Genomic DNA, 21074 nt, shown 5'->3' on the forward strand with positions numbered 1-21074 from the left:
GAAACTTAAACGGCATGCGCGCGGCGGGTTGTGCGGATATCCTTAGCCAAACCATGGCCGCCTTGAACAGCAACATGGCTTGCGCTTATTAACCCGCCCCCCTGTAGTTTCTCGCCAACGGAAGTAGGGGGTCGCCTGCTTCGGACCCAGGTTCGAGAAAATCAAAGATGAGCTGGCGGAACTGGGTTGAACACCCGTTCGAAGGAACCGTAGTGACGCTCGCTGAGGTGATAGCCCTTCCTTTTTTCTTCCTTGTCCTCTTTCTTTTCGCCTTTGATGATCAGGCTGCCGTTGGACAGTTTGATCTCAATGTTTTTCTGATCCATACCGGGCAGTTCGGCAGTGATTTCGAAGCTTTTGTCTTTCTCGGTGATGTCCACGGCAGGCAGGCAGTGACCAATCAACTCCCGACGCCAGAGCGACTCGACATCGAACAGCCCGCGACCGAATGGCGACAGCCCAGAGCCGCGATTGAAGTCTTCGAACAAGTGATCAACCTGCTGGCGGAGTTTTTCCAGGGGGCGCCAAAGGTCTGTTGCCACCGGATGCTGACTGGCTTTGTTGTCGCTATGAACCGGCACTTTTTTTTCGCTGTTGCTCATTTTGATTTCTCCTCTTGGGTGATAGAGATGGATCGCAAACACCCCGTTTGCCGGTCCACCACGACAGAACAAACACATGACACTGCCCCTACAACGCCAGTGTCCCGGACCACAGCATCCAGCCGGCGAAGGCTGCCGCCGTCCAGATAATGATCAACAGTCCCGTCTCGGGGCCGCTGAGCGGTTGCCCCTGACGAGCCTTCATGGTGGCCAGGTAAATCAACGAACCGGGGGCGTAGAGCAAAGCGCTGAGCAACATGTATTTAGGCCCGGCGGCATACAGCAGCCACAGGCAATACAGTGTGGCGATCGAGGCGATGGCCATGTCGCGTAGTTGCAGGGCGCGGTGGCCGGCATAGGTCTGGCCCTGCCAGGTCAGTTTCAGCGCATACAGCCCGCTGAACAGGTACGGCAGCAGAATCATCGAGGTGGCCAGGGAAATCAGCGCGAGGTAACTGGCGCTCGAGTACAGCGTCAGTAACAGGAACAGTTGAATGCAGCTGTTGGTGATCCACAGCGCATTGGCCGGCACACCCTGGGTGTTTTCCACGGCGAGCGCGCCGGGCATGACCTTTTCCTTGGCCGGTGTGAACACCGATTCCGCCGCCAGCAGCGTCCAGGCGAGTAGGGCGCCCCCCACCGAAATGATCAAGCCAATGCTGATCAACACCGCGCCCCATGGCCCGGCTGCGGCCTGAAGCACGCCGGCCATCGAAGGATTTTTCAGGGCGGCCAGTTCAGGTTGTCTGAGAATGCCCAGCGAGAGTAACGACACTGCAATCAACAGCAACAGGGTGATGACAAAGCCGATGACCGTGGCGCGGCCGACATTGGCCCGCTCCGCTGCGCGGGCAGAGAACACATTGGCGCCCTCAATCCCGATGAACACCCAGACAGTCACCAACATGGTGCTTTTGACTTGATCGAGGGTGCTGCCCAGCGCGGGCGACCCCCAGAAGTCGACACTGAAGGTTTCACGCTGGAAAGCCGCTATCACCACACCAATAAACAGCAGCAACGGCACGATCTTGGCCACCGTCGTCAACGCGTTGGCGCGCGCTGCCGTGTGCATGCCCCTGAGAATCATCCAGTGCAACGACCACAGCACCACGGACGCCCCGGCAATCGCAGCTTTGTTATTACCTTCACCGAACAGGGGGAAGAAATAACTCAGCGCAGCGAACAAAATCACCAGGTAGCTGACGTTGCCGATCCAGGCGCTGATCCAGTAGCCCCAGGCTGAGTTGAAGCTGAGGTATTCGCCACCCAAGGCGCGGGCGTAGGCGAACACGCCGTTGTCCAGCGCCGGTTGGCGGTTGGACAAGGTCTGATAGACCAGCGCCAGCGACAGCATGCCGACGCCGGTGATCAGCCAACCCATCAGGATCGCCCCGGCACCCGCACTGACTGCCATGTTTTGCGGCAGGCTGAAAATGCCGCTGCCGATCATCGAACCGACCACCAGGGCAATCAGCAGGCTCAAGGACAGGCGCTTGGGTTCCACCTTTCGCAAACTGCCTGCAAGGGGGTGGGTGGCAGTCGGTGGGACGACCGGTTGGGTGCCTTGCAGGTGCGTAGCCATGGGAGCCTCCACGAAACGAGAGTTTCTGCATCCATTGAATGTGATGGTGCGACTGCTGACTCTAATTTCTACGTGAACGTCCAAGGCCTGGTTGATTTAGATCAGAAAGAGGGCAAACACCTGGTTTGTCCGGGCACAGCCATGACCTGCGTTGTGTCCAACGCCTCAATTGTGGCGCCTCGCCGGACACGAAAGACATTCGAGTCCTAAGCTCTACCTCGATGAGCGACAGATGTTTTTACAGCGAGGCATGCCAATCGCTTTTGAGGAACTCACTTCGATGCTCAGCAAATGGCTGGACCCCGTTCTATTGCTGCTCACCGCTCTGGCGCTGCTGGCCGGCGGCGTTGCGTATGTTGCGCAAGAACCTGATTGGGCATCGATGTGCTGGGCCGCAGGCAGTCTGGTGATGTCCGCGGTCCTGCTCATTGAGATCGTCAGGCGCCTGGCCCGACGCGAGGCCGGTGTCGACCTGATCGCGCTGCTGTCGATCACTGCCGCCCTGGTCTTTGAGCAGACACTCGTGGCGGCGGTGATTGCCTTGATGCTGGCGACCGGACGAACCCTGGAGTTTTTCACCAAGCAACGCGCCGACCGCGAGCTTCGTGCGCTCATCGACCGGGCGCCACGTTTTGCCTGGTTGCAGGAGGAGGGTGGCTTGCGCCAGATCCCCGTTGAGCAGGTCCAGCTAAATCAAACATTGCTGGTGCGGTTGGGAGAGGTGATACCGGTCGATGGTCGCCTGCTGAGTCATGCGGCCATTCTCGACGAATCGGCGCTCAGTGGTGAGTCGTTGCCCGTAACCCGTCGAGAGGGCGAGCAACTGCCCAGTGGCGTATCCAATGTCGGTGCGCCCATCCTGCTATTCGCCACGCGAACGGCTGCGCAGAGTACCTATGCCGGCATAGTGCGGCTGGCTGAGGAAGCACGTCGTTCGCGCGCACCTTTCGTGCGCCTGGCCGACCGCTATGCATTGTTCTTCATCCCACTGACGTTGCTGATTGCCGGATTGGCCTGGCATTTGAGTGGTGATCCTTTGCGAGCGCTGGCGGTTCTGGTGGTGGCCACACCTTGCCCTTTGATTCTGGCTGTACCGATTGCCATCATGTCGGGGATTTCCAGGGCAGCACGGCGCGGGATCCTGATCAAGGACGGCGTGACCCTGGAAGCGTTGGCCGGAATCAAGCAGGTGTTCCTCGACAAGACCGGCACGCTGACCAGCGGCCATGCCCGTCTGCAGTCGATAGAGGTCAACGGACTGGCCGATCCGCAGCGCCTGCTTGGCCTGGCCGCTTCGCTGGCGCAGGCCTCGACGCATCCTGTCTCTCAGGCAATTGTTGAAGCGGCGCATCAGCGTCAATTGCCTCTCAGCGTCCCACAGGAAGTAGAAGAAATCCCAGGCTCTGGACTTTGTGGGCACGTCGATGGCGTGCAGGTGCGTTTCGGCACGTTGTCTTTTGCTCACAAAGACGCCCCTGAAACTGACTGGGTCGCCGCCATGCTGCGCCACATGGATTACCTGGCGTGCAGTGGAAGCTTCATCGACGTGGATGGGCAACTCGCGGGCCTGCTGGTTTTCTCGGACAAGGTTCGGCGCGAAACTCCACAGACTCTGCGTCGACTGCGCAATAGGGGCATCGAAAAGATCGTCATGCTCACCGGGGATCGCCTGGAAACCGCCGAGATGATTGCGCTGTCTGCCGGGATTGACGAGCTGCATGCCGGGTTGACCCCTGAGGATAAAGTGCGTGCGGTACAGCAAGGTTGCCTGCGCACTAGCACATTGATGGTTGGCGATGGCATCAACGACGCCCCCGCGCTGGCAGCGGCGAATGTCGGCGTGGCCATGGGGGCCAGCGGTGCCACTGCTTCTGCACAAGCCGCTGGTGTTGTGCTGCTGGTGGATCGTCTGGATCGTCTGGTCGAGGCGCTGGACATTGCCCGACGCACCCGCTACATCGCCCGCCAGGGTGTGCTGGTCGGCATGGGGATGTCGTTGTTGGCCATGGCGGTGGCGGCCCTCGGTTACCTGCCGCCGCTGATTGGCGCCGTGGTGCAGGAGGGCATCGACGTGGTGATCATCCTTAACGCCTTGCGGGCACTGGGGCCATCGTGGGAGCTGAGGAAACGAAAGCTTGCCGCAGCGCATATTGATCGCCTGCAAGATGAACACCAGCAACTCTCCACCGTACTGAGCGATCTGCACCAACTGGCCAATGACTTTGCCCAGCGCCCACTTGCGCAAGCACAGACCGACTTGGTGGAGCTGGTCAACAAGCTGCAAACATCACTGGCGCAGCATGAGCGGGAAGATGAAAACACACTGTACCCGCTGCTGACGCGAAGCATGCCGGGCGAGGACCCGATGTCGGCTATGAGCCACGCTCACCGGGAGATTTTTCGCCTTATCCATTTACTGACGCGCATGAGTAGCGACTTCAGTTCCGACCCCGCAACGGCACCTGCTGATGAGATTCAGCATCAGCTGATTCGTCTGGATACCCTCGTGCGACTGCACTTTGATCAGGAGGAGGAACTGTTTCGTTATCTGGATTGGCGCTAGAAAATTAAGTCCGACAAAAGGGGATCAAATGAGTAAGACCGATGAGCGTGGCAAGCGTTGTATCGCCTCTCCATACCTCGTAGACGTCGAAACGATCGTCCGTGAGCTGGATTCTGACACCCGCGCAGGCTTGTCCAGTGCACAGGCGCAAATGCATCTGGGCCGTGACGGGGCCAATGAGTTGCGCCCCCAACCTGTCCTGCTGGTGTTATCCGAGGGCGATTTTGTGGGCGCCGATGCTCGACTCATTCAGGCCAATGCCTTACGGGTACTGGAAGCATCGCTGACCGGAGAGAGTGAACCGGTCTCGAAAAATGCAGCGCGTTTACGCACAGACATGCCTTTGGCAGAGCGCTCCAATATGGTGTTCAAAGGCACCGCCATCGCCCGGGGGTCGGGGCTAGGCGTCGTCACGGCAGTCGGTATGGCGACTGAAGTAGGGGCGATAGCTCATCTGCTGGATGTCACGCCCGAAGAGGTAACGCCTCTGCAAAAGGAAGTGCGCGAAATAGGGCGGATGCTCGGTATTGCAGTTCTGGTGATCGCTACGGTTGTCGTTGTGGCAGTACTGATGCTCTCTGAAATTCACACTGTCGACGATGTGCTGCGGGTTCTCCTGCTAGGTGTGTCCCTGGCGGTGGCTGCGGTGCCAGAGGGACTGCCTGCCGTTCTATCACTGGTGCTCGCATTCGGCATGCTGCGGATGGCCCGCAGCAAAGCCATCATCAAGCGACTGTCTTCAGTGGAGACTCTGGGGTCTGCATCAGTCATCTGCACCGACAAGACTGGTACGCTGACTCGATCCGAAATGACCATCCAGCAAACCATGACGGCATCCGGCAAAGCCGTGGTCAGCGGTGTCGGTTACGCCCCGAAGGGCCAGATTCATCACCAGGATCAGCCCATGGCCGGCGGCCCGGTGCACAGCGAAAATGTCCTGTTGTTGCGTGGCGGAAGCCTGGCCGGTAATGCCGCGCTTGCGCAGCAGGAAGATGGCAACTGGGTGATTCGGGGAGATCCGACCGAGGGTGCCTTTCTGGTGGCAGAGCGCAAACTTGATGCACCTGCACGCAACATCGAACGCTTCGAACGCGTGGCGGAAATACCGTTTACCTCCGATCGAAAAATGATGTCAGCACTGGTCATCGATCACGAGCACAGCGATGAGCGACTGCTGATCAGCAAGGGTGCGCCGGATGTACTCCTTCAACATTGCACACAGGTTCAAGTCGGGATGGATGTCGTGCCACTCACTGACGACCTTCGAGCAAAAGCCGTGGCTGAGCGATCTCCCTATCAATGGCTGAACCGGGTCTCCAGCGCCGTGAACAACAACATGCCAGCCAGCATGGCTAACATGAATACGAAGGCTTGCCAGTGTCCAGTTAACAGGATGGCCACTGCGGGACCAGGACAGATGCCTGCTATTCCCCAGCCAATGCCAAATAACAGGCTGCCGCCAATCAGGCGCGGGTCCAACTCACGTTTGATCGGTAACTGCATGGGGTTTCCGAGTAGCGAGCTCGATTGCTGGCGTGCCCAGGTGAGCGGGCCGATGGCTACGCCAATTGCCCCAACCATGACCAACGCCAGGGAAGGGTCCCAGGCACCGGCTAAATCCAGGAAAGCCAGTACTTTTCCCGGGTTGGCCATGCCCGCCAGAAGTAGACCCAAGCCGAACAGCAGGCCGGCAATGAATGCACTCAGTTTGATCATGTTCAAGCACCCGGCAGATGACGCAAGACAAACGCCGTAGCGAAACCACTGAACATGAAACACACCGTGGCGACCATAGAGCGCCGCGAAAGGCGTGATAGGCCGCATACCCCATGTCCACTCGTGCAGCCCGAACCGTAGCGGGTGCCGATGCCCACCAATACGCCGGCGACGGTTAGTCCGAGCCAGCCTCTCTGGAATTCAATGTGGGGCAGGGTGGCAAACAGTCCCCATAAAAGCGGAGCGATGAGCAGGCCCAGGAGGAACAGCGCTTTCTCAATTGCCCCCTCGCTCCGATGCTGTAAAAGACTGCCGATCAGACCGCTGATGCCTGCGATACGCCCGTTGGCGACGACGAAGAGACTGGCAGCCAGACCAATCAATGCGCCACCGGCCAAGGATGACCAGGGAGTGAAGTTAAGCCAATCGACATCCATGAGCCTTCTCCAGCGAAAATTGTAGTTACAGGGTGTGGATTACCACCAATGCTCCGATGGAAAACGCAATGGCGACTGTCCACCGCAAGCGCCCGGCTGCCAAGTTTGTAGCAACGCCGGAAATGGAAACCAGTGCTATAACGGCCAGCGACCTTGCAAGGACGGACTGTGCTGTCAGATTGGTGTATTGCTGCCGCGATAATGTTCGTCTGCAGGCTCTATCCCCTTGATGGCAACCCCCGACGATAAAACCGACCTTGCTCTGGCCATGGCATTGTTTGCGGCCATAAGCGTGGCCTTTGTAAGAGGGGCGTGGGATTTGTCCCGCAGATGTTCGTCTGGCGTTGGTTGTTTTCAGGCTGGACCTGTTTTGCTGCACCTGCAATTGCGGGTTGGATCAAGTTCCTGCATTGAGTACCGACGACATGAATGAACGCTTGAACGCCCACCAGAAAAACTTCGCCAGTATTAAACCACCGCTCCGAACAGCGATCCCACCAGCGCCGTGATACCCATGGCCAGTGCGCCCCAAATAGTCACGCGCCAGGCGCCGATCATGACTTTGGCACCACCGGCCTTGGCCGCAATAGCCCCCAGGCCGCCGAGAAATACCAGCGACATACCGCAAAGCCATGGCACAACGCTCTGCGCTGACGCGATGAAAACCACCGCCAAAGGCAATGCAGCACCCACCACGAAACTGGCGGCCGAGGCCAGGGCGGCCTGCAAGGGTTTGGCGGTGAGGGTGGCGCTGATGCCCAGCTCGTCCCGGGCGTGAGAGCCCAATGCGTCATGGGCCATCAATTGATCGGCCACTTGATGCGCCAGTTCGGGTGATACGCCGCGATGTATGTAGATGTTGGCGAGTTCGATGTGTTCGGCTTTCGGGTCGCTCGCCAGTTCTGCCCGTTCGCGGGACAGATCGGCCCGCTCGGTATCGGCCTGGGAGTGCACGGAAATGTACTCGCCTGCGGCCATGGACATTGCCCCGGCCATCAGCCCCGCCATACCGGTGACCAGCAACGTGGCGTGGCTGGCGTTGGCTGCCGCGACACCGATCAGCAGACTGGCGGTAGAGACAATCCCGTCGTTGGCGCCCAGGACGGCGGCGCGCAGCCAGCCGATACGATCGCTTCGGTGTGCCTCGGTGTGCCTGTGCATGAACTTCATTGTTTAACGGGACTCACTGTCATTAGCCGGTTCAAATCGGACGGGTTTCAATCTGCGTCTGCAACTGACCGCCGACAATGGATATTTCTTTGAACTGTTCACCCTCGCGCAGCACGAACAACGCGTCCATCCCGCGCTCCTGAGCCAGACGTGGGCCCTCGGTTTCGCCCAGGACCATCAGCGCCGTGGCCCAGGCATCGGCGAGCATGCACGAGGCCGCCACCACGGTGACGGCCGCGAGCGGGTTGCACAACGGTGCGCCGGTGGCCGGGTTCATGGTATGAGCATAGGACTGACCGGCCACATCGACCCAGTGTCGATAGTCCCCGGAGGTCGCAATGGCGGCATCGCTAAGTTCCATCACGCCCATGACTTCACGCACGCCCCGGTTGGGCTTTTCCAGGGCCACGGCCCAGCACTGGCCGTCAGGTTTGACGCCCCGGGCGCGCATCTCGCCATCGATGCCAACCAGGTAGCGGGTGACGCCCAAACCCTCCAGGCAACGGGCCAGTTCATCCACACCAAAACCTTTGGCGATGCCACTCAAATCAAGGTTCAACGGCACGCGCTTGCGCACCTGATTGCGTAGCGGGTCAACCACCAACGCGGCGCTGGCTGACAGCCGGGCGCGCGGCGCAATCGTGCCGAACGCTTGCTCTGTAATCGTCTGCTCTCCGGGGCCGAAGCCCCAGGCGTTAACCAGATCACCGACAGCGATGTCGAAGGCGCCGCCGGATTGCTGACTGACGCGCAATGCAGCAGACAGCACCGTCGCCAGTTCCTTGGGCACGGACACCCATTCCTGCTCGGGGGCGGCGTTGAGGCGGTTGAGGTCCGAGTCGGGTTTCCAGGTGGACATTTGCTGGTCCACCCGGGCCACGGCGCGCGCCAGGCGATGGCCAACGTCGTCGGTATCGATCCCGGCGCCGGCATAAAATAGGGCGGTGTAGCGGGTGCCCATGGTTTCGCCATTCAGGCTATAACGCTGCAACTCAGTAGACATCTTCACGGTAGCGTCCTTGTGCCTTGAGGGTCAGCACACTCAGGTTGAGAGGCGCCAACACTTCATCGAGGGCCTGCATCACGCCTTTGGCCATTTCGCGACTGCCACACACCAGCACTTGGGCACCTTTTTCAATCAGTCGGCGCAAGGCCAGGGCATCGCCGATCAGCCGGTCTTGCACGTAGCTGCGGTCCTGAGCCTGAGAGAAGGCGGCGCGCAATGCCGTGAGGCGTCGGTCCGACAAGTATTGGTTGAGCTCCGGTTCATAGAGGAAATCCGAGGCCGGGTTGCGCCCGCCCCAATACAAGTGCATCGGGTGTCGGGCCTTGTTGTTGCGAATAAAACCGGCCAGAGGGCCGATGCCGGTACCGGCGCCGATCAGGATCACCGGGTGTGTGCCCGACGCCGGACGAAATTGCGGGTTGGGCTGGATAAAAGCTTCGATCTGCGCGCCGATGTCCAGGCCATGAAGAAATTCCGAGCACATGCCACCGTTGTGTTTGCGCACACAGATCTCCAGCACGCCGTCCTGCGAACCGCTGGCCAGCGAGTAGAAACGCGGGATCGGGCTGCCCGGGGGCAGAATCCCGACCAGGTCGCCGGCCAGAAAGCCCGGCATCTCGCCGGAGGTTTTGAAACGCAGCACGTGGGTCGGCGCATTCACCTGTTCGCCATAGGCAATCCGCTCTGTCAGCTCCAATTGATGCGTACGCGGCTGCTGCGGGGTGTGAACAAGCACCAAGTCCTGTCCTAATACTTCGCCCAACGCGTGGCCCCAGCGCGCAAATTCCTGAGAGGACTGGCGGTTGACGGTTTCCAGCTCCAGCAATGGCGAGCCACCGGCCTGCAACATCGCGTCCTGCACCTGATGGGCGTACTGACAGAACTGCGCAAACTGGCGGTCGCCCAGACCCAGCACAGCAAAGGGCAGGCCGGGTTTGAAGCCGGTTTTGGCCAGCCGCGTCAGGAACTGCGAAGCCGAGGCCGGCGCATCGCCGTCACCGTGGGTCGCGGTGAGGATGAACACCCGTTGGGCATTGCGGTAATCGCCTACCCATTCATTCATTGCCGCGCTATGCACTTGATGGCCACTCTGGTGCAAGGCGTCGTGCAAGGTTTTGGCAAAGCCCCAAGTGCTGTTGTTTTCACTGCCCACCAGAATCACGCTGTCGGCGGAGTGGGCAGGGCTGTTGTGGCGAATGTTCGGGCCAGCCTTGCGGCGACGCCACCACAACAGGATGCCGGTTACGCTCATCAACGGCACGCAGAGGGCGCAGAGCCCCAGCGGCAGGCCCAGCCACCACAGGCCTTCGCCGGTGTGCAGCTGATAGATCCATTCGTAGAGGTTTTGCATCGAGTCGTGGGCTTGATAGGACAACAAGGCGCCGCTGGCCTGATCCACGTAGCCGTCGCCCTGGGCCGTGCGCAGGGAAAACACATCGTGCGGGTTGCCGGGGCTCGGGAAGACCAGCTCGCGCAGGTCGTTCAGGTCGGTGGCCTGCAAGGCTTGCAGCTTCGCCACCGGCAAGGCCGGGCCGGCGCTGACGTGGGCGGGGAAGGCGGGCTCACTCTGACTGCCGTCGGCGATAAAGCCAAAAGTGGTGGCGGACATGTAGAGCCCGCTCAATGCCGACAGCAGCAGCCCGAGCAAGGCCAGTCGCCCGACTTCAGCATGCCAGCGCTGGCTGAAGGTGCCCCGCAGTGGCCGCAGCAGGTTGCGCCAGCCGCCCAGGCGCCGGGCCAGCAATAGCGCACCGGACACCGACAGCATCAGCATGAACAGCGCGCCGACACCCGACACCCCATGGCCCGGCGTGCCAAGAAACAGCGAGCGGTGCAGGTCTTTCACCCACCGTGAGAACGCGGATGGCTCGTAAGGTGCGAGGCTTTTGCCGGTCAATGGGTCGACCTTTTCAGCCCCGGCCTGACCGTTCTGGTTGTAGTAGACGATCACCGTGCCGGACGCTGTGCGCTGGATCTGCTCCACGCCCGGAAAGTGGCTGGCAACGCGCCCGGCCAGTTGGCCGACGTTGAGTTGTCCGGCAGGAGTGGACGTGCTGTGCAGGCGTTCCAGCGCCGGGTCGACAGACAGGATCGCGCCGCTGATGGCCAATAACATGACCAACAGGGCGGCGATCAGGCCAGGAAGGGAATGGAACTGACGAAGCATGTTCAGCCTCCAGAAATGGCGGGTGCTACAGATCGTAAGTAAAGGAGCCCACGTAGGTACTGCCGGTCGCCGGCTTGCCTGCGCCCTTGGACGTCAGGGGCACGCTGACATCGGCGCGGGCATCACGTTTGTCCTCGACGGCGCTGTCGATTCGGATCTGATACCCGGCATCAATCAGGGTGTCTGCCAGTTCGACGCTGACTTTGAGCGTGCGCCCACTGCCGACACTGGCGCCGCTGACCCCGTCAAACTCGCTCGGATTCATTCCGCTGCCACGGGCCCAGTCGCCCAGGTGCTTGTAATATTTGGCCTTCTTGCCGGCCACCCAGAGGGTTTTCTGGTATTGGCCATTGGCGTCGGTGACGTAGATCGCCAGGTAGGCATCATTGCCGCTGTAGTTCTTGAGCTGTGTGGTCAAGGTCACTTCGCGGGCCTGGGCCAACCCCGGCAGGGCAATGGCGCCGACGAGGCAGGTTGCTGCGATGATCTTTTTCATGGCGGTGTCCTTTTGATCGTTAGGTCGAGAGCCTGGACTTGCTTGCTGACAGCAACCTGAAGCGCAGGAAAAATTCATCGACAGGTGAGGCGTCATTCGGTGAGCGGGCTGCCGAGGTAATCCCTGGCATCGCCGTCGTCCCGGAAATGGATCTCGAGTGTGTGCAGGCGCAGCGATGCCGGTGAATAGCTCGCTTCGATGGCATTGCCTTTGCGGTCCAACCCCTTGAGCTCGTAACAACCGTCGTCGACCTTGATGCGCTGCACGCTCCAGCCGTACTGCCGCTCGACCTGCTGACGCAAGGTTTCGCGCGGTTGCCAGTCGCTCACCGGGTCACTGCAATCGTCATCGGCCAGGGCGTAACCGCTGAGCAGCAGGCTCAATAGCGTGGCATTGGCAATAAAACCTGATTTCATGATCTGTCTCCTGCCGAGGTCGGCGTCTGTGGCATACCCTAAGGTGCATTCCTGACAACCAGCTGAATCTTCAGATTCACGTCAGGTAAAGCCATTAAGGTGCTGCACGACAACCATCACAGGAGGTGCCAGATGCGGGTTTTATTGGTCGAGGACGCACCCGGGTTGGGGGAGGCGGTGCGCGAGCAGATCGCCGATGACGGCCACGCAGTCGATTGGGTGCAGCGTCTGGACCATGCGCGCAACAGCGTGCGCACCACGCCTTACGACCTGATCCTGCTGGACCTGATGCTCCCGGACGGTCGCGGGCTGGATTTTTTGCGTCAGCAACGCTCGGCAGGGGACGTGACCCCGGTAATTATCCTGACTGCCCAGGATCAGATTTCCGATCGTATCGCGGGCCTTAACGCGGGTGCCGACGACTACCTGGTCAAACCGTTCGACCTGTTTGAACTCTCGGCCCGTGTGGCGGCGGTGGCCCGGCGTTATAGCGGCAATCCCAATCCGCAGATCAAGCTCGGTGATTTGCAGGTCGACATGAGTGCCCGTACGGTACAGCGGGCCGGTGCGACGGTGGACCTGACCGCGCGGGAATGGGCGCTGTTCGAGGCGTTTGTGCAGCGCCCCAGCGCGCTGCTGTCCAAGTCGCAGCTAGAAGAACGGCTGTATGCCTTCGGCGCCGAAATCGAAAGCAATACCATCGAGGTCTATATCAGCCGTCTGCGTAAAAAACTCGGGCGCGACCTGATTGAAACGGTGCGGGGCATGGGCTATCGGTTGATGTCCGCATGAAGCCGTCGTCAAGCCTGCAAAAACGTCTCGGCCTGGGATTGACGTTGGGCACGACCTTACTGTGGCTGGCGGCGACCGTCGGCGCCTGGCTGGTGGTGCAACATGAATTGAACGAGGCGTTCGACAGCGCGCTGGAAGAGACCGCGCAGCGCATTCTGCCCCTGGCCGTGCTGGAAATCAGCAACCGGGAAAACCCTCGTGAGGCACAACATGTCGCCACCCTGAAAATGCACAAGGAATACCTGACGTATCTGGTGCGCGATGCGAAGGGCGAGATCCTGATGCAGTCCCACGACGCCAACCCGAAGATCTTCAACCAACAACCGGCCGAAGGTTTTTCAACCACTAAAAAATACCGTCTCTACGCCGCCAGTGCGCTGCGTGAAACAGTGTTTATCGAAATCGCCGAACCTCTGGAACATCGCCGTGAAGCCGCCCGCGAAGCGTTGCTTGCCTTGTTGTTGCCGTTATTGGCGTTGATTCCCATCAGCCTGTATGGCACCTGGATGTTTGTGCGCATCAGCCTGCGCAGTGTATTGGCCTATCGTCGTGCCGTGGAGGTTCGCGGCGTGGGCGATCTGTCGCCGATCAACGTGGCGCGATTGCCGGCGGAAATCGCCCCGCTGGCCGAGGCGGTCAATCATCTGCTGGAGCGCTTGCGCAAGGCCTTGGAGGCCGAGCGCAGCTTTACGGCCAACAGCGCCCATGAATTGCGCACGCCACTGGCCGCGACCCTGGCGCAGATCCAGCGTTTGCGTCACGAAGCGCCCGAAGGCCCGTTGCGGTTGCGCGCGGCTAAAATCGAAACCTCATTGCGCGAACTGGCGCGGCTCTCGGAAAAACTCATGCAACTGGCCAAGGCCGAGGGAGGCGGGCTGTTGTCCGAAACGCCCCAGGACCTCATTCCGTTGCTGGCCCATGTGGTCGATGAGTGGAACCACAACAGTGGGCACCGGATCGCGTTGCACCTGCCAACCCAGGCGAGCGTGTACTCGACGATTGACCCGGACGCCTTCGCCATCCTGTTGCGCAACCTGATCGAGAATGCGCTCAAGTATGGCGCCGCGGATCAACCGGTCGAAGTCAGCCTCACCGATCAGGGGATGCTGCGAGTGGTCAATGGCGGCCCGCCGGTGCCCGAGGCGGTGTTGCAGCGACTCACCGAGCGGTTTGTGCGGGGTAACAGTGAAGCCAGCGGTTCAGGGTTGGGATTGGCGATCGCCAAAACCATTGTGCAGGGCGTCAACGCGAAAATACGGTTGGTATCGCCGGCGACGGGTCGAACGGAAGGATTCGAAGTCTGCGTCTGGTTTGCGCTGGCGTCGACTGTCGAAGGCTGAGGGCGGTGCCGGACAGGGATGCTAACGTGCTGTCCGGTCGCTCGATAAAGTCAGTGTGTTTTTTAAATGAAAGGTATGACTATTTAGTTGATGTATCAGGCCTGAATGAGAGTGGATCGCTATTGCCCTTGTTGTGCGCGTAGTCACAACTCATGGATCCAATAAACACTGTTTTATGTGGATGTCATTCGCCAGGCTAGTTGCCATGGGCGTTTCGGGAAAGTGCACGAATTACTGTGAGGAGAATATCGTTCACAATAACCACCGTTTGTCGGTAGTGCGCTCAAAAAATGAACATTCTGGAAGCTCGGGCCTCTGATTCTTCAGCACGTCACCCAAGACCTGCTCCTGCAGCCGCAGAAAAAAAGTGGAAAATTAACCTCATGTGCATTGAATGCTAATGGGGATTTTTTTACCTGAAATTCAGGAGGCAATAACTAAGCCGGTCATTGATTTGCCAAGTGAATCAATGGGCTAAGCAGTGCCAGGTCTATGAGTTGGCATATCTTATAAAAGTAAGATCGCACAGGGGGTTGATGCGTTGAATACCCTGTTAAGTATCGATCTGTACTATCGAATAAGGTGGAGAAAGTACCGTGGCGATAAATACAATTATGAGCCTGCTCGAAAATAAAGAGTTTATGGAGTTTTTTCGGTTGGGCGTTATTTACGTTCATTTAGTGTCGTGTTGTGTCGCTATTGGTTTGGTATTAACCAGTGATATTGCGATGGTGAGAGATTTGTTAAAGCGAAAAACATTCACTGAACATGATAATGCTCACATGGAAAGTCTCCAGAAGTCTGTCATCGTTGCATTGATAGCGTTGTGGGTGACCGGTATCGCCGTCATCGGTATTGATTACCTGGAAAAAGGTCTGGATTACTTCATGAATCCAAAGCTTCACGCCAAAGTGATTATTGTCGTGTTGCTGAGTTACAACGGCCTCTTGTTGCATCGCCTGGTATTGCCCGCGCTGCAAAAGGCCGGCTCCTTGCTCCATCTCGGGTTCAGCGCACGGATGCTGGCGCTGTTCTGCGGCTCGCTGTCGGCGGTGTCCTGGATGTATGCGGCCATGCTGGGAGTCGGGCGCCCGCTGGCCTGGAAATACTCCCTTTCCGAACTGTTGATGGCGTATCCGCTACTGATTGCGCTGGGGTTCCTGACGATGCTGGTGTTGACTCAGCGCGTGAAACGACAGGACCGCGCCGTTATTTCTGTGCGGACAGTAGCGAGCGCATGCTAGGCCGGTACTGCGCGTAAGTCTTTCGGGCTTGTCCATAGTCCGAAAGGTGGAGACCTTCGTGGTACAGGCTGAAACTCAGATGCGGCAATGCGCGTTTTGCCGAGGCAGTCGTTGCTGCATTCTTGACCGACCGCTAAAGTAAGTCCGTCAAATTAGGCGACAAAACCTGGGGCAATTTAGTGGGTTGCATCCCGCCGGGTCAACGGAACTCGAAGAGTTCGAAGTGCAGATTAGCTTTCGGGATCCGGTTGATATCCATCAGTTCATGCACCTTGGCCAGTAAACCTTTGGGGCCGCAAAAACTTACGTGAATCTTGTGTGGTTTGGTTTGAGCCACCGCTTGGCGCAAGGTTTCGGCCAACTGTTCGATGCCACCGACATTACGAACGAATTGTGCCCCGCGCATCTTGGTCATGGCTTGCAACTTCTCGGGCGGTGGGAAGGCGCGCGAGGGCGTGAAGCAATAGACCAGAGTCGCTTTTTCGAAGTCTTTGGCATCTGGGTCTTGCAACCAGGAAATGAAGGGCGAAATGCCCACACCTGCGCCAATCCAGATTTCCCGCTCGGCCTGAGGGGCGCGTTTAAAACGTCCGTAAGGGGCGTATATAGTGGCGCGCATTCCGATTTTGGCGCACGCGCACAGCTTTTTGGTGTAATCCCCCAGCCCTCTGATCATGAACGCAATCTGCCCATTCGGACCGTTGGCGCTAGCTATCGTGAAGGGGTGTGGCTCCCGCAGGCCCTTTTGCTGCATTGCCAGAAACGCGAACTGCCCGGCTTTGAAGTCAAACCCTTTATGGATCGGCTCCAGTGTCAAATGCAGTGCATCATTTTCCCTATTCACGGCTGTCACCCGGTACTCGCCCGCACGGGCAACAAATGGATAGAACACCAGCTTGTAGAGGGCGGCGAGCACACCCAGTCCGCAGAACAGCGTCAACCAGATACCCGAAGGGCTGAGCAGGGTGATCGGCGATTTGAAACTGAGCCAATGCACGATCACGATCAGGAACAACGGGCCGGAGAGCTTGTGCCACCATCGCCATAGGCGGTAAGGAATGTTGCGGTTCAGCGCCAATAGCACTATCAGACCCAGTGCGACATAGCTCAACTGGCGTACCAGTCGCGTCCAGTATTTGGGTAGTTCCAGGATAGACACGCTGTTCCAAGCATCTAGATTCGCCTTGAATACAAAATGATACGAGGCAAACACGAGAGCCCATATGCCTAGCCACTTGTGTGACTCATAGACGCGATCCAGGCCACCAAACAGACTCTCAACTACACCCCAGCGACTGGCCAGCAGGCAGCAAGCTGCCATGTAAACCAGTGCGCTAGTCCCGAGTGTCAGGCTAAGGGTTGCCGACGTCAGCCAAGTATCGACAGGTATGTCAATCAGCAGCGTTAGTGCCGTAATCAGCAAGATTCCGCATATGCAGTGCGAGGCTTTCAACGCGAATGCTCCAATCATTAATTCGGTGTTACATGACTGAAATCTCACCTTCCTTGGCAGTATCAGGGGCTTCAGACCCTAGCAGAACGCTGAAATAGGGATATGACCTCAGTCATAATCAGGGCGAAAATCCAAATGAGTCCGCTCGTACACACCGCCACTCTCCATACTTGGCATCCCGACTTGCTTGCTGATCACTTAAACCAACACGTCCTCTTTGCTTTTTTGCTGGACAATTGCGTCGACCTGAATAGCCCTGCGTCTCCTATTGGCCGATTTCTGCCTGTCGCGACCGGTTGAATCCACAACCCAAAGCGGCCAGTGACGATTGCCAAAATTAGTCAAAACAACATCCCCCAGATGTGTCTTAAAACCCGGGGGCGATTCATACATCACCGCGAGCATCCACGCTCCATGGCGCGTGGATGCTCACACACAAAGAAAATCACGTCTGCCCAGTCTTTCGGAGTGCAACCATCGAATCGCTCTCCTCTGGTTTGTCAGCTGTGTCTCTCGCTTAGTCGGAGCAAGCGTTCTACCCCAACAGGCTCCTCAGCCATCAAGGGGATCACGGCATAGCGTTGGGCGTGCTCACTGGCCACATGTTCAATTTCTTTGAGCTCATTTCGCGCTCGCTTGCGAAGTAATGGTGATTGAGTCCTGGAGGCCGCGATGCTGTTGTTGACCACCCACGCCCAAGGTTCAATGCCTGCGCGGCGCAGATCGGATTCCAGATTGGCAGCTTCAAGCACCGGAGTCGTCTCGGCCAATGTAACCAGTAAAACCTTGGTTTGCTTTGGGTCTTGAAGCTGCATCATTGGCGTACTGAAGCGGGTATTGCTGCCTTGCATCTGCCGAGCGATGTCGCGGTGATAGGCCCCCGTGGCATCAAGCAATAAAAGGGTATGCCCGGTCGGCGCTGTATCCATAACCACAAACTGCTTGCCAGCCTCCCGAATAACACGCGAGAAGGCCTGAAATACTGCGATTTCTTCGGTGCAGGGCGAGCGAAGATCCTCTGCCAAAAGTGCTTTTCCCTGCTCGTCCAGCTTTGCGCCTTTAGAGGCCATCACTTGATCACGATAGCGCTGAGTTTCAACGTGAGGATCTATGCGGCTGAGGGTCAGGTTCGTCATTGCCCCATCCAGGGTTTCTGCCAGATGAGCCGCTGGATCGGATGTGGTGAGGTGAACCGGTAGCCCTCTGTGTGCCAACTCGACTGCCACCGCCGCAGCGAGTGTTGTTTTGCCGACTCCACCTTTACCCATGACCATAATAAGTCCATGACCATCAGCGGCAATTTCATCGACTAAATCACTCAGGCTTGGTGCATGAATCTCGACCGTTGCAGATTCAATCTCATCAACGACTTGGCTATCTTCACTCAGTAACTGTTTCAGCGCTTCAACGCCGACTAGATTGAAGGCTTTGAGGGGAAGCTGATCAAAGGGCAGGGCCTTGAGCTCAACCGGCATTCCAGCAAGGGCCGCCTGTTCCCGTGCATACACCGCTGCGGCTAAAGGGTCTTTCTCTGCCTCAGTACTGGGCAACACTCCGTTGACCACCAGGTATTGCTTGCTCAGGCCAATACCCGCGAGCTCTTCGTGGGTGCGTGCGGCTTCACGCAGTGTGGTCGTTTGGGCGCGAGCAACGAGTACGAGCCGAGTACGTGCGGGATCGGACAGGGCTTCAACGGCCTTACGATATTGATCGCGCTGTTTATTGAGACCAGCCAATGGCCCCAAGCACGAGGCATCACCCTGGCCGGCCTCAAGGAAACCACTCCAGGCTCCAGGTAGTTGGAGCAGGCGAATGGTGTGACCGGTAGGGGCTGTATCAAAGATGATGTGGTCAAAGCCATCAGTGTGCTTGGAGCCCACCAGGAGTTCGGTGAACTCATCAAAGGATGCAATTTCTGTTGTACAAGCCCCGGACAACTGTTCTTCCATGCCTTTGACCACATCGGCGTCCAACACGCCTCGCGCAGGCCCGACAATGCGGTCTCTGTAGGCCTGAGCCGCGGCCTGGGGGTCAATTTCCAGCGCTGACAAGTTAGCAACGGCAGGTATTGGCGTGATGTTGTTGCCAATGCTGATGCCAAACACTTGGCCAACGTTGGACGCCGGGTCGGTGCTCACCAGCAGGACGCGTTTGCCTTGCGCCGTCAGCTGCAGCGCTGTAGCGCAGGCAATCGATGTTTTGCCAACACCGCCTTTGCCAGTAAAAAACAGAAACCGTGGTGCTTTCTCAAGAAACTGCATGAGTAATTCCCTAGCGATTCGACAGTCTGAACTCGTACGCACGAGTGCCATTGACCCTTTTTACTAACCAGAGCCTTACCAGCACACTGATTAATGCGCTTACCTGGTAGTCGTTATGCCCAGCGATCAGGATTGATAGCGCGTCCTGAGTCTAGTCCCCACGTGGAAGAGACGATCTGATCCTCGTCAAGCCTGGGGTAATGGCCGCAAGTGTATTGGGCGCCTGGGCGGGGTTCGCAGGGGCCGTTTGTTCATCGCAAGGTTCCTGCTGGGGCTGAAGTGTGGGGGCGCGTAAAGCCACTGTGATGACAGATTAATTACACATTCGGATATACGAGTAACCAGATGTTCCGTGATGGGGCTTCATGAGAAATGAATGGCGGATGTCCTTATGCTTATGGTTTTAGGAAGGTAATGGCTTTGCTGGCGGCTTTTCCTGCTCAGAAGCGGCGTTACTGCTTTACTGTATATGCGTAAAAACATATATTCGGAAAATCATATCCTCGTCGAGACTTGGCAATGACCGACAAGACCCGCGTGCTGTTTGTTTGTGTGGCTAACGCTGCCCGCTCGCAGCTGGCTGAAGCGCTGCTGCGGCACACTGATTCAGAGCATTTCGAGGCCTTTAGTGCAGGCAGCCTCGCCAGCGAGATCGATCCCCGCACCTTGGGATCGCTTCAGCACCTAGGTGTAAGTACCGAAGGGTTGTACAGCAAGTCTATCGATGAGTTTGCGGGAGAGCGTTTCGATTACGTCATCACGTTGTGTGATAAATCGTCTCTGGAATGTCATGCCCTTCCAGGCGCCGGAGAGGTGCTGGCCTGGAACTTTGAAGACCCGGTGACCAGCACCAAGCACGATGCATTCCGTCACACCCTTCACGAGATCCATGAACGCATCAAGATGTTCGTGTTGGTGAAAACCAAACCTTGAGACCCCTATGGCTGACCATCTGACACCAACCACTGTATTCAAATGCCTGGCCGACGAAACCCGCATACGCCTTATGTTGCTCATCACCCGTGAGGAAGAGCTGTGCGTTTGCGAACTGACCTGCGCACTCGATGAGAGCCAGCCGAAGGTTTCCCGCCACCTGGCGCAACTGCGCAATTGCGGTTTGCTGGAGGATCGTCGGCAAGGTCAATGGGTGTATTACCGCCTGCATCCCAGTCTGCCCGACTGGGTGATCACCGTACTGAAAACCACTCTTGACGCCAATCAGCATTGGCTCAGTCCTGACGCCAAACGCCTCGACGTGATGGGTGATCGCCCTCAGCGCCTAGCCGCTTGCTGCTGAGTTAACGTCTGCCCCGGCAGCGCTCGGCCTTTACGAGATAGCCTGATGAAGATTCTGTTTCTGTGCACCGCAAACAGCTGCCGCAGCATTCTTTGTGAAGCCATGTTCAATCATTTGGCTCCGACGGACATGCACGCCTACAGCGCAGGCAGCCATCCGAAGGGTGAAGTGCATCCGCTGAGTCTGAAAGCGTTGGATAAGGCTGAAATCTCGCCCGCAGGGCTCTATAGCAAGTCCAGCGAAGTCCATGAGCACCTGGCACCTGATTTCGTCATCACGGTGTGTGACAAGGCTGCCGGCGAAGCCTGCCCGGTGTTTTTCGGGCCCGCTATCAAGGGCCACTGGGGGCTGGCTGACCCTTCGGAATACCAAGGGGCTCAAGAAGAGATCGAGGCGGCTTTCGAAGCCACTCTGGAACAGATCAGAACCCGAATCGAAGCCTTCCTGGCTTTACCGCTAAAGCAGTTAAGTGCCGAACAACTCAAGGCCGAGCTGGCCCTGATCGGCACCCTCTGACACTGGAGACATGACG

General features: G+C 58.1%; 18 protein-coding genes and 2 pseudogenes. 9 read left to right on the plus strand and 11 right to left on the minus strand.

The window, feature by feature from the left end:
* Nucleotides 1-185: 185 nt before the first annotated feature.
* Both ACMXYJ_RS15225 and ACMXYJ_RS15230 read right to left on the minus strand, forming a co-directional pair.
* Nucleotides 186-602: pseudogene (locus ACMXYJ_RS15225) on the minus strand (Hsp20/alpha crystallin family protein); the annotation flags it as partial.
* Nucleotides 603-690: 88 nt separating this feature from the next.
* Complete coding sequence (locus ACMXYJ_RS15230; RefSeq protein ID WP_415760484.1) at nt 691-2184, minus strand: basic amino acid/polyamine antiporter; 1494 nt, start codon at nt 2182-2184, stop codon at nt 691-693.
* 280 nt (nt 2185-2464) lie between these two features.
* Between ACMXYJ_RS15230 and ACMXYJ_RS15235 the strand changes: the two genes are divergently transcribed.
* Together ACMXYJ_RS15235 and ACMXYJ_RS15240 are read left to right on the plus strand one after the other, a co-directional pair.
* Nucleotides 2465-4747 (plus strand): heavy metal translocating P-type ATPase, encoded by a 2283-nt coding sequence (locus ACMXYJ_RS15235; protein WP_415760485.1) that lies wholly within the window; start codon nt 2465-2467, stop codon nt 4745-4747.
* A gap of 28 nt (nt 4748-4775) precedes the next feature.
* A pseudogene (locus tag ACMXYJ_RS15240) lies at nt 4776-5912 on the plus strand (HAD-IC family P-type ATPase); the annotation flags it as partial.
* Between the two features lie 131 nt (nt 5913-6043).
* On the opposite strand, the gene ACMXYJ_RS15245 reads toward ACMXYJ_RS15240, so the two are convergent.
* Complete coding sequence (locus tag ACMXYJ_RS15245; protein WP_415760731.1) at nt 6044-6463, minus strand: DUF6691 family protein; 420 nt, start codon at nt 6461-6463, stop codon at nt 6044-6046.
* Nucleotides 6464-6465: 2 nt separating this feature from the next.
* Nucleotides 6466-6900, minus strand: coding sequence for a YeeE/YedE family protein (locus ACMXYJ_RS15250; RefSeq protein ID WP_415760486.1), 435 nt, complete (start codon nt 6898-6900; stop codon nt 6466-6468).
* Nucleotides 6901-7230: 330 nt separating this feature from the next.
* On the opposite strand from ACMXYJ_RS15250, the gene ACMXYJ_RS15255 reads away from it, so the two are divergent.
* Entirely contained in the window at nt 7231-7314 is an 84-nt protein-coding gene (locus tag ACMXYJ_RS15255) for a hypothetical protein (protein WP_415760732.1), read from the plus strand.
* 54 nt (nt 7315-7368) lie between these two features.
* Here the strand turns inward: ACMXYJ_RS15255 and ACMXYJ_RS15260 are convergent, their stop codons facing one another.
* From ACMXYJ_RS15260 to ACMXYJ_RS15280, 5 genes are all read right to left on the minus strand, one after another.
* The gene (locus tag ACMXYJ_RS15260) at nt 7369-8070 is read right to left on the minus strand and encodes a VIT1/CCC1 transporter family protein (protein ID WP_415760487.1); all 702 of its coding nucleotides are present in this window, start codon (nt 8068-8070) and stop codon (nt 7369-7371) included.
* A 31-nt stretch (nt 8071-8101) separates the two neighbouring features.
* Entirely contained in the window at nt 8102-9073 is a 972-nt protein-coding gene (locus ACMXYJ_RS15265; protein WP_415760733.1) for an FAD:protein FMN transferase, read from the minus strand.
* Complete coding sequence (locus tag ACMXYJ_RS15270) at nt 9063-11243, minus strand: PepSY domain-containing protein (protein ID WP_415760488.1); 2181 nt, start codon at nt 11241-11243, stop codon at nt 9063-9065. Before ACMXYJ_RS15270 ends, ACMXYJ_RS15265 begins: the two co-directional genes overlap by 11 nt.
* Before the next feature lie 25 nt (nt 11244-11268).
* Entirely contained in the window at nt 11269-11739 is a 471-nt protein-coding gene (locus tag ACMXYJ_RS15275; protein ID WP_415760489.1) for a DUF2271 domain-containing protein, read from the minus strand.
* A 92-nt stretch (nt 11740-11831) separates the two neighbouring features.
* Complete coding sequence (locus tag ACMXYJ_RS15280; RefSeq protein WP_415760490.1) at nt 11832-12155, minus strand: PepSY domain-containing protein; 324 nt, start codon at nt 12153-12155, stop codon at nt 11832-11834.
* Nucleotides 12156-12287: 132 nt separating this feature from the next.
* On the opposite strand from ACMXYJ_RS15280, the gene ACMXYJ_RS15285 reads away from it, so the two are divergent.
* From ACMXYJ_RS15285 to ACMXYJ_RS15295, 3 genes are all read left to right on the plus strand, one after another.
* Complete coding sequence (locus ACMXYJ_RS15285) at nt 12288-12947, plus strand: response regulator transcription factor (RefSeq protein WP_046815239.1); 660 nt, start codon at nt 12288-12290, stop codon at nt 12945-12947.
* Entirely contained in the window at nt 12944-14287 is a 1344-nt protein-coding gene (locus ACMXYJ_RS15290) for a sensor histidine kinase (RefSeq protein ID WP_415760491.1), read from the plus strand. Before ACMXYJ_RS15285 ends, ACMXYJ_RS15290 begins: the two co-directional genes overlap by 4 nt.
* 596 nt (nt 14288-14883) lie before the next feature.
* Nucleotides 14884-15531 (plus strand): hypothetical protein, encoded by a 648-nt coding sequence (locus tag ACMXYJ_RS15295; protein ID WP_415760492.1) that lies wholly within the window; start codon nt 14884-14886, stop codon nt 15529-15531.
* A gap of 199 nt (nt 15532-15730) precedes the next feature.
* Here the strand turns inward: ACMXYJ_RS15295 and ACMXYJ_RS15300 are convergent, their stop codons facing one another.
* On the minus strand, nt 15731-16984 hold the full coding sequence (locus ACMXYJ_RS15300; protein WP_415760493.1) for a ferredoxin reductase family protein: 1254 nt from the start codon (nt 16982-16984) through the stop codon (nt 15731-15733).
* A 500-nt stretch (nt 16985-17484) separates the two neighbouring features.
* On the minus strand, nt 17485-19245 hold the full coding sequence (gene arsA / locus ACMXYJ_RS15305) for an arsenical pump-driving ATPase (RefSeq protein WP_415760494.1): 1761 nt from the start codon (nt 19243-19245) through the stop codon (nt 17485-17487).
* A 519-nt stretch (nt 19246-19764) separates the two neighbouring features.
* On the opposite strand from arsA, the gene ACMXYJ_RS15310 reads away from it, so the two are divergent.
* The 3 genes from ACMXYJ_RS15310 to ACMXYJ_RS15320 are packed head-to-tail and all read left to right on the plus strand — an operon-like array spanning nt 19765 to nt 21058.
* Nucleotides 19765-20178: an arsenate reductase ArsC gene (locus tag ACMXYJ_RS15310; protein WP_415760495.1), complete on the plus strand. Its 414-nt coding sequence runs from the start codon at nt 19765-19767 to the stop codon at nt 20176-20178.
* 7 nt (nt 20179-20185) lie between these two features.
* Nucleotides 20186-20542 (plus strand): metalloregulator ArsR/SmtB family transcription factor, encoded by a 357-nt coding sequence (locus tag ACMXYJ_RS15315; RefSeq protein WP_415760496.1) that lies wholly within the window; start codon nt 20186-20188, stop codon nt 20540-20542.
* Between the two features lie 45 nt (nt 20543-20587).
* Nucleotides 20588-21058, plus strand: coding sequence for an arsenate reductase ArsC (locus ACMXYJ_RS15320; protein WP_415760497.1), 471 nt, complete (start codon nt 20588-20590; stop codon nt 21056-21058).
* The last annotated feature ends 16 nt before the right edge of the window (nt 21059-21074 follow it).

The organism is Pseudomonas arabinosi (assembly GCF_047758675.1).
GTDB lineage: Bacteria > Pseudomonadota > Gammaproteobacteria > Pseudomonadales > Pseudomonadaceae > Aquipseudomonas > Aquipseudomonas arabinosi.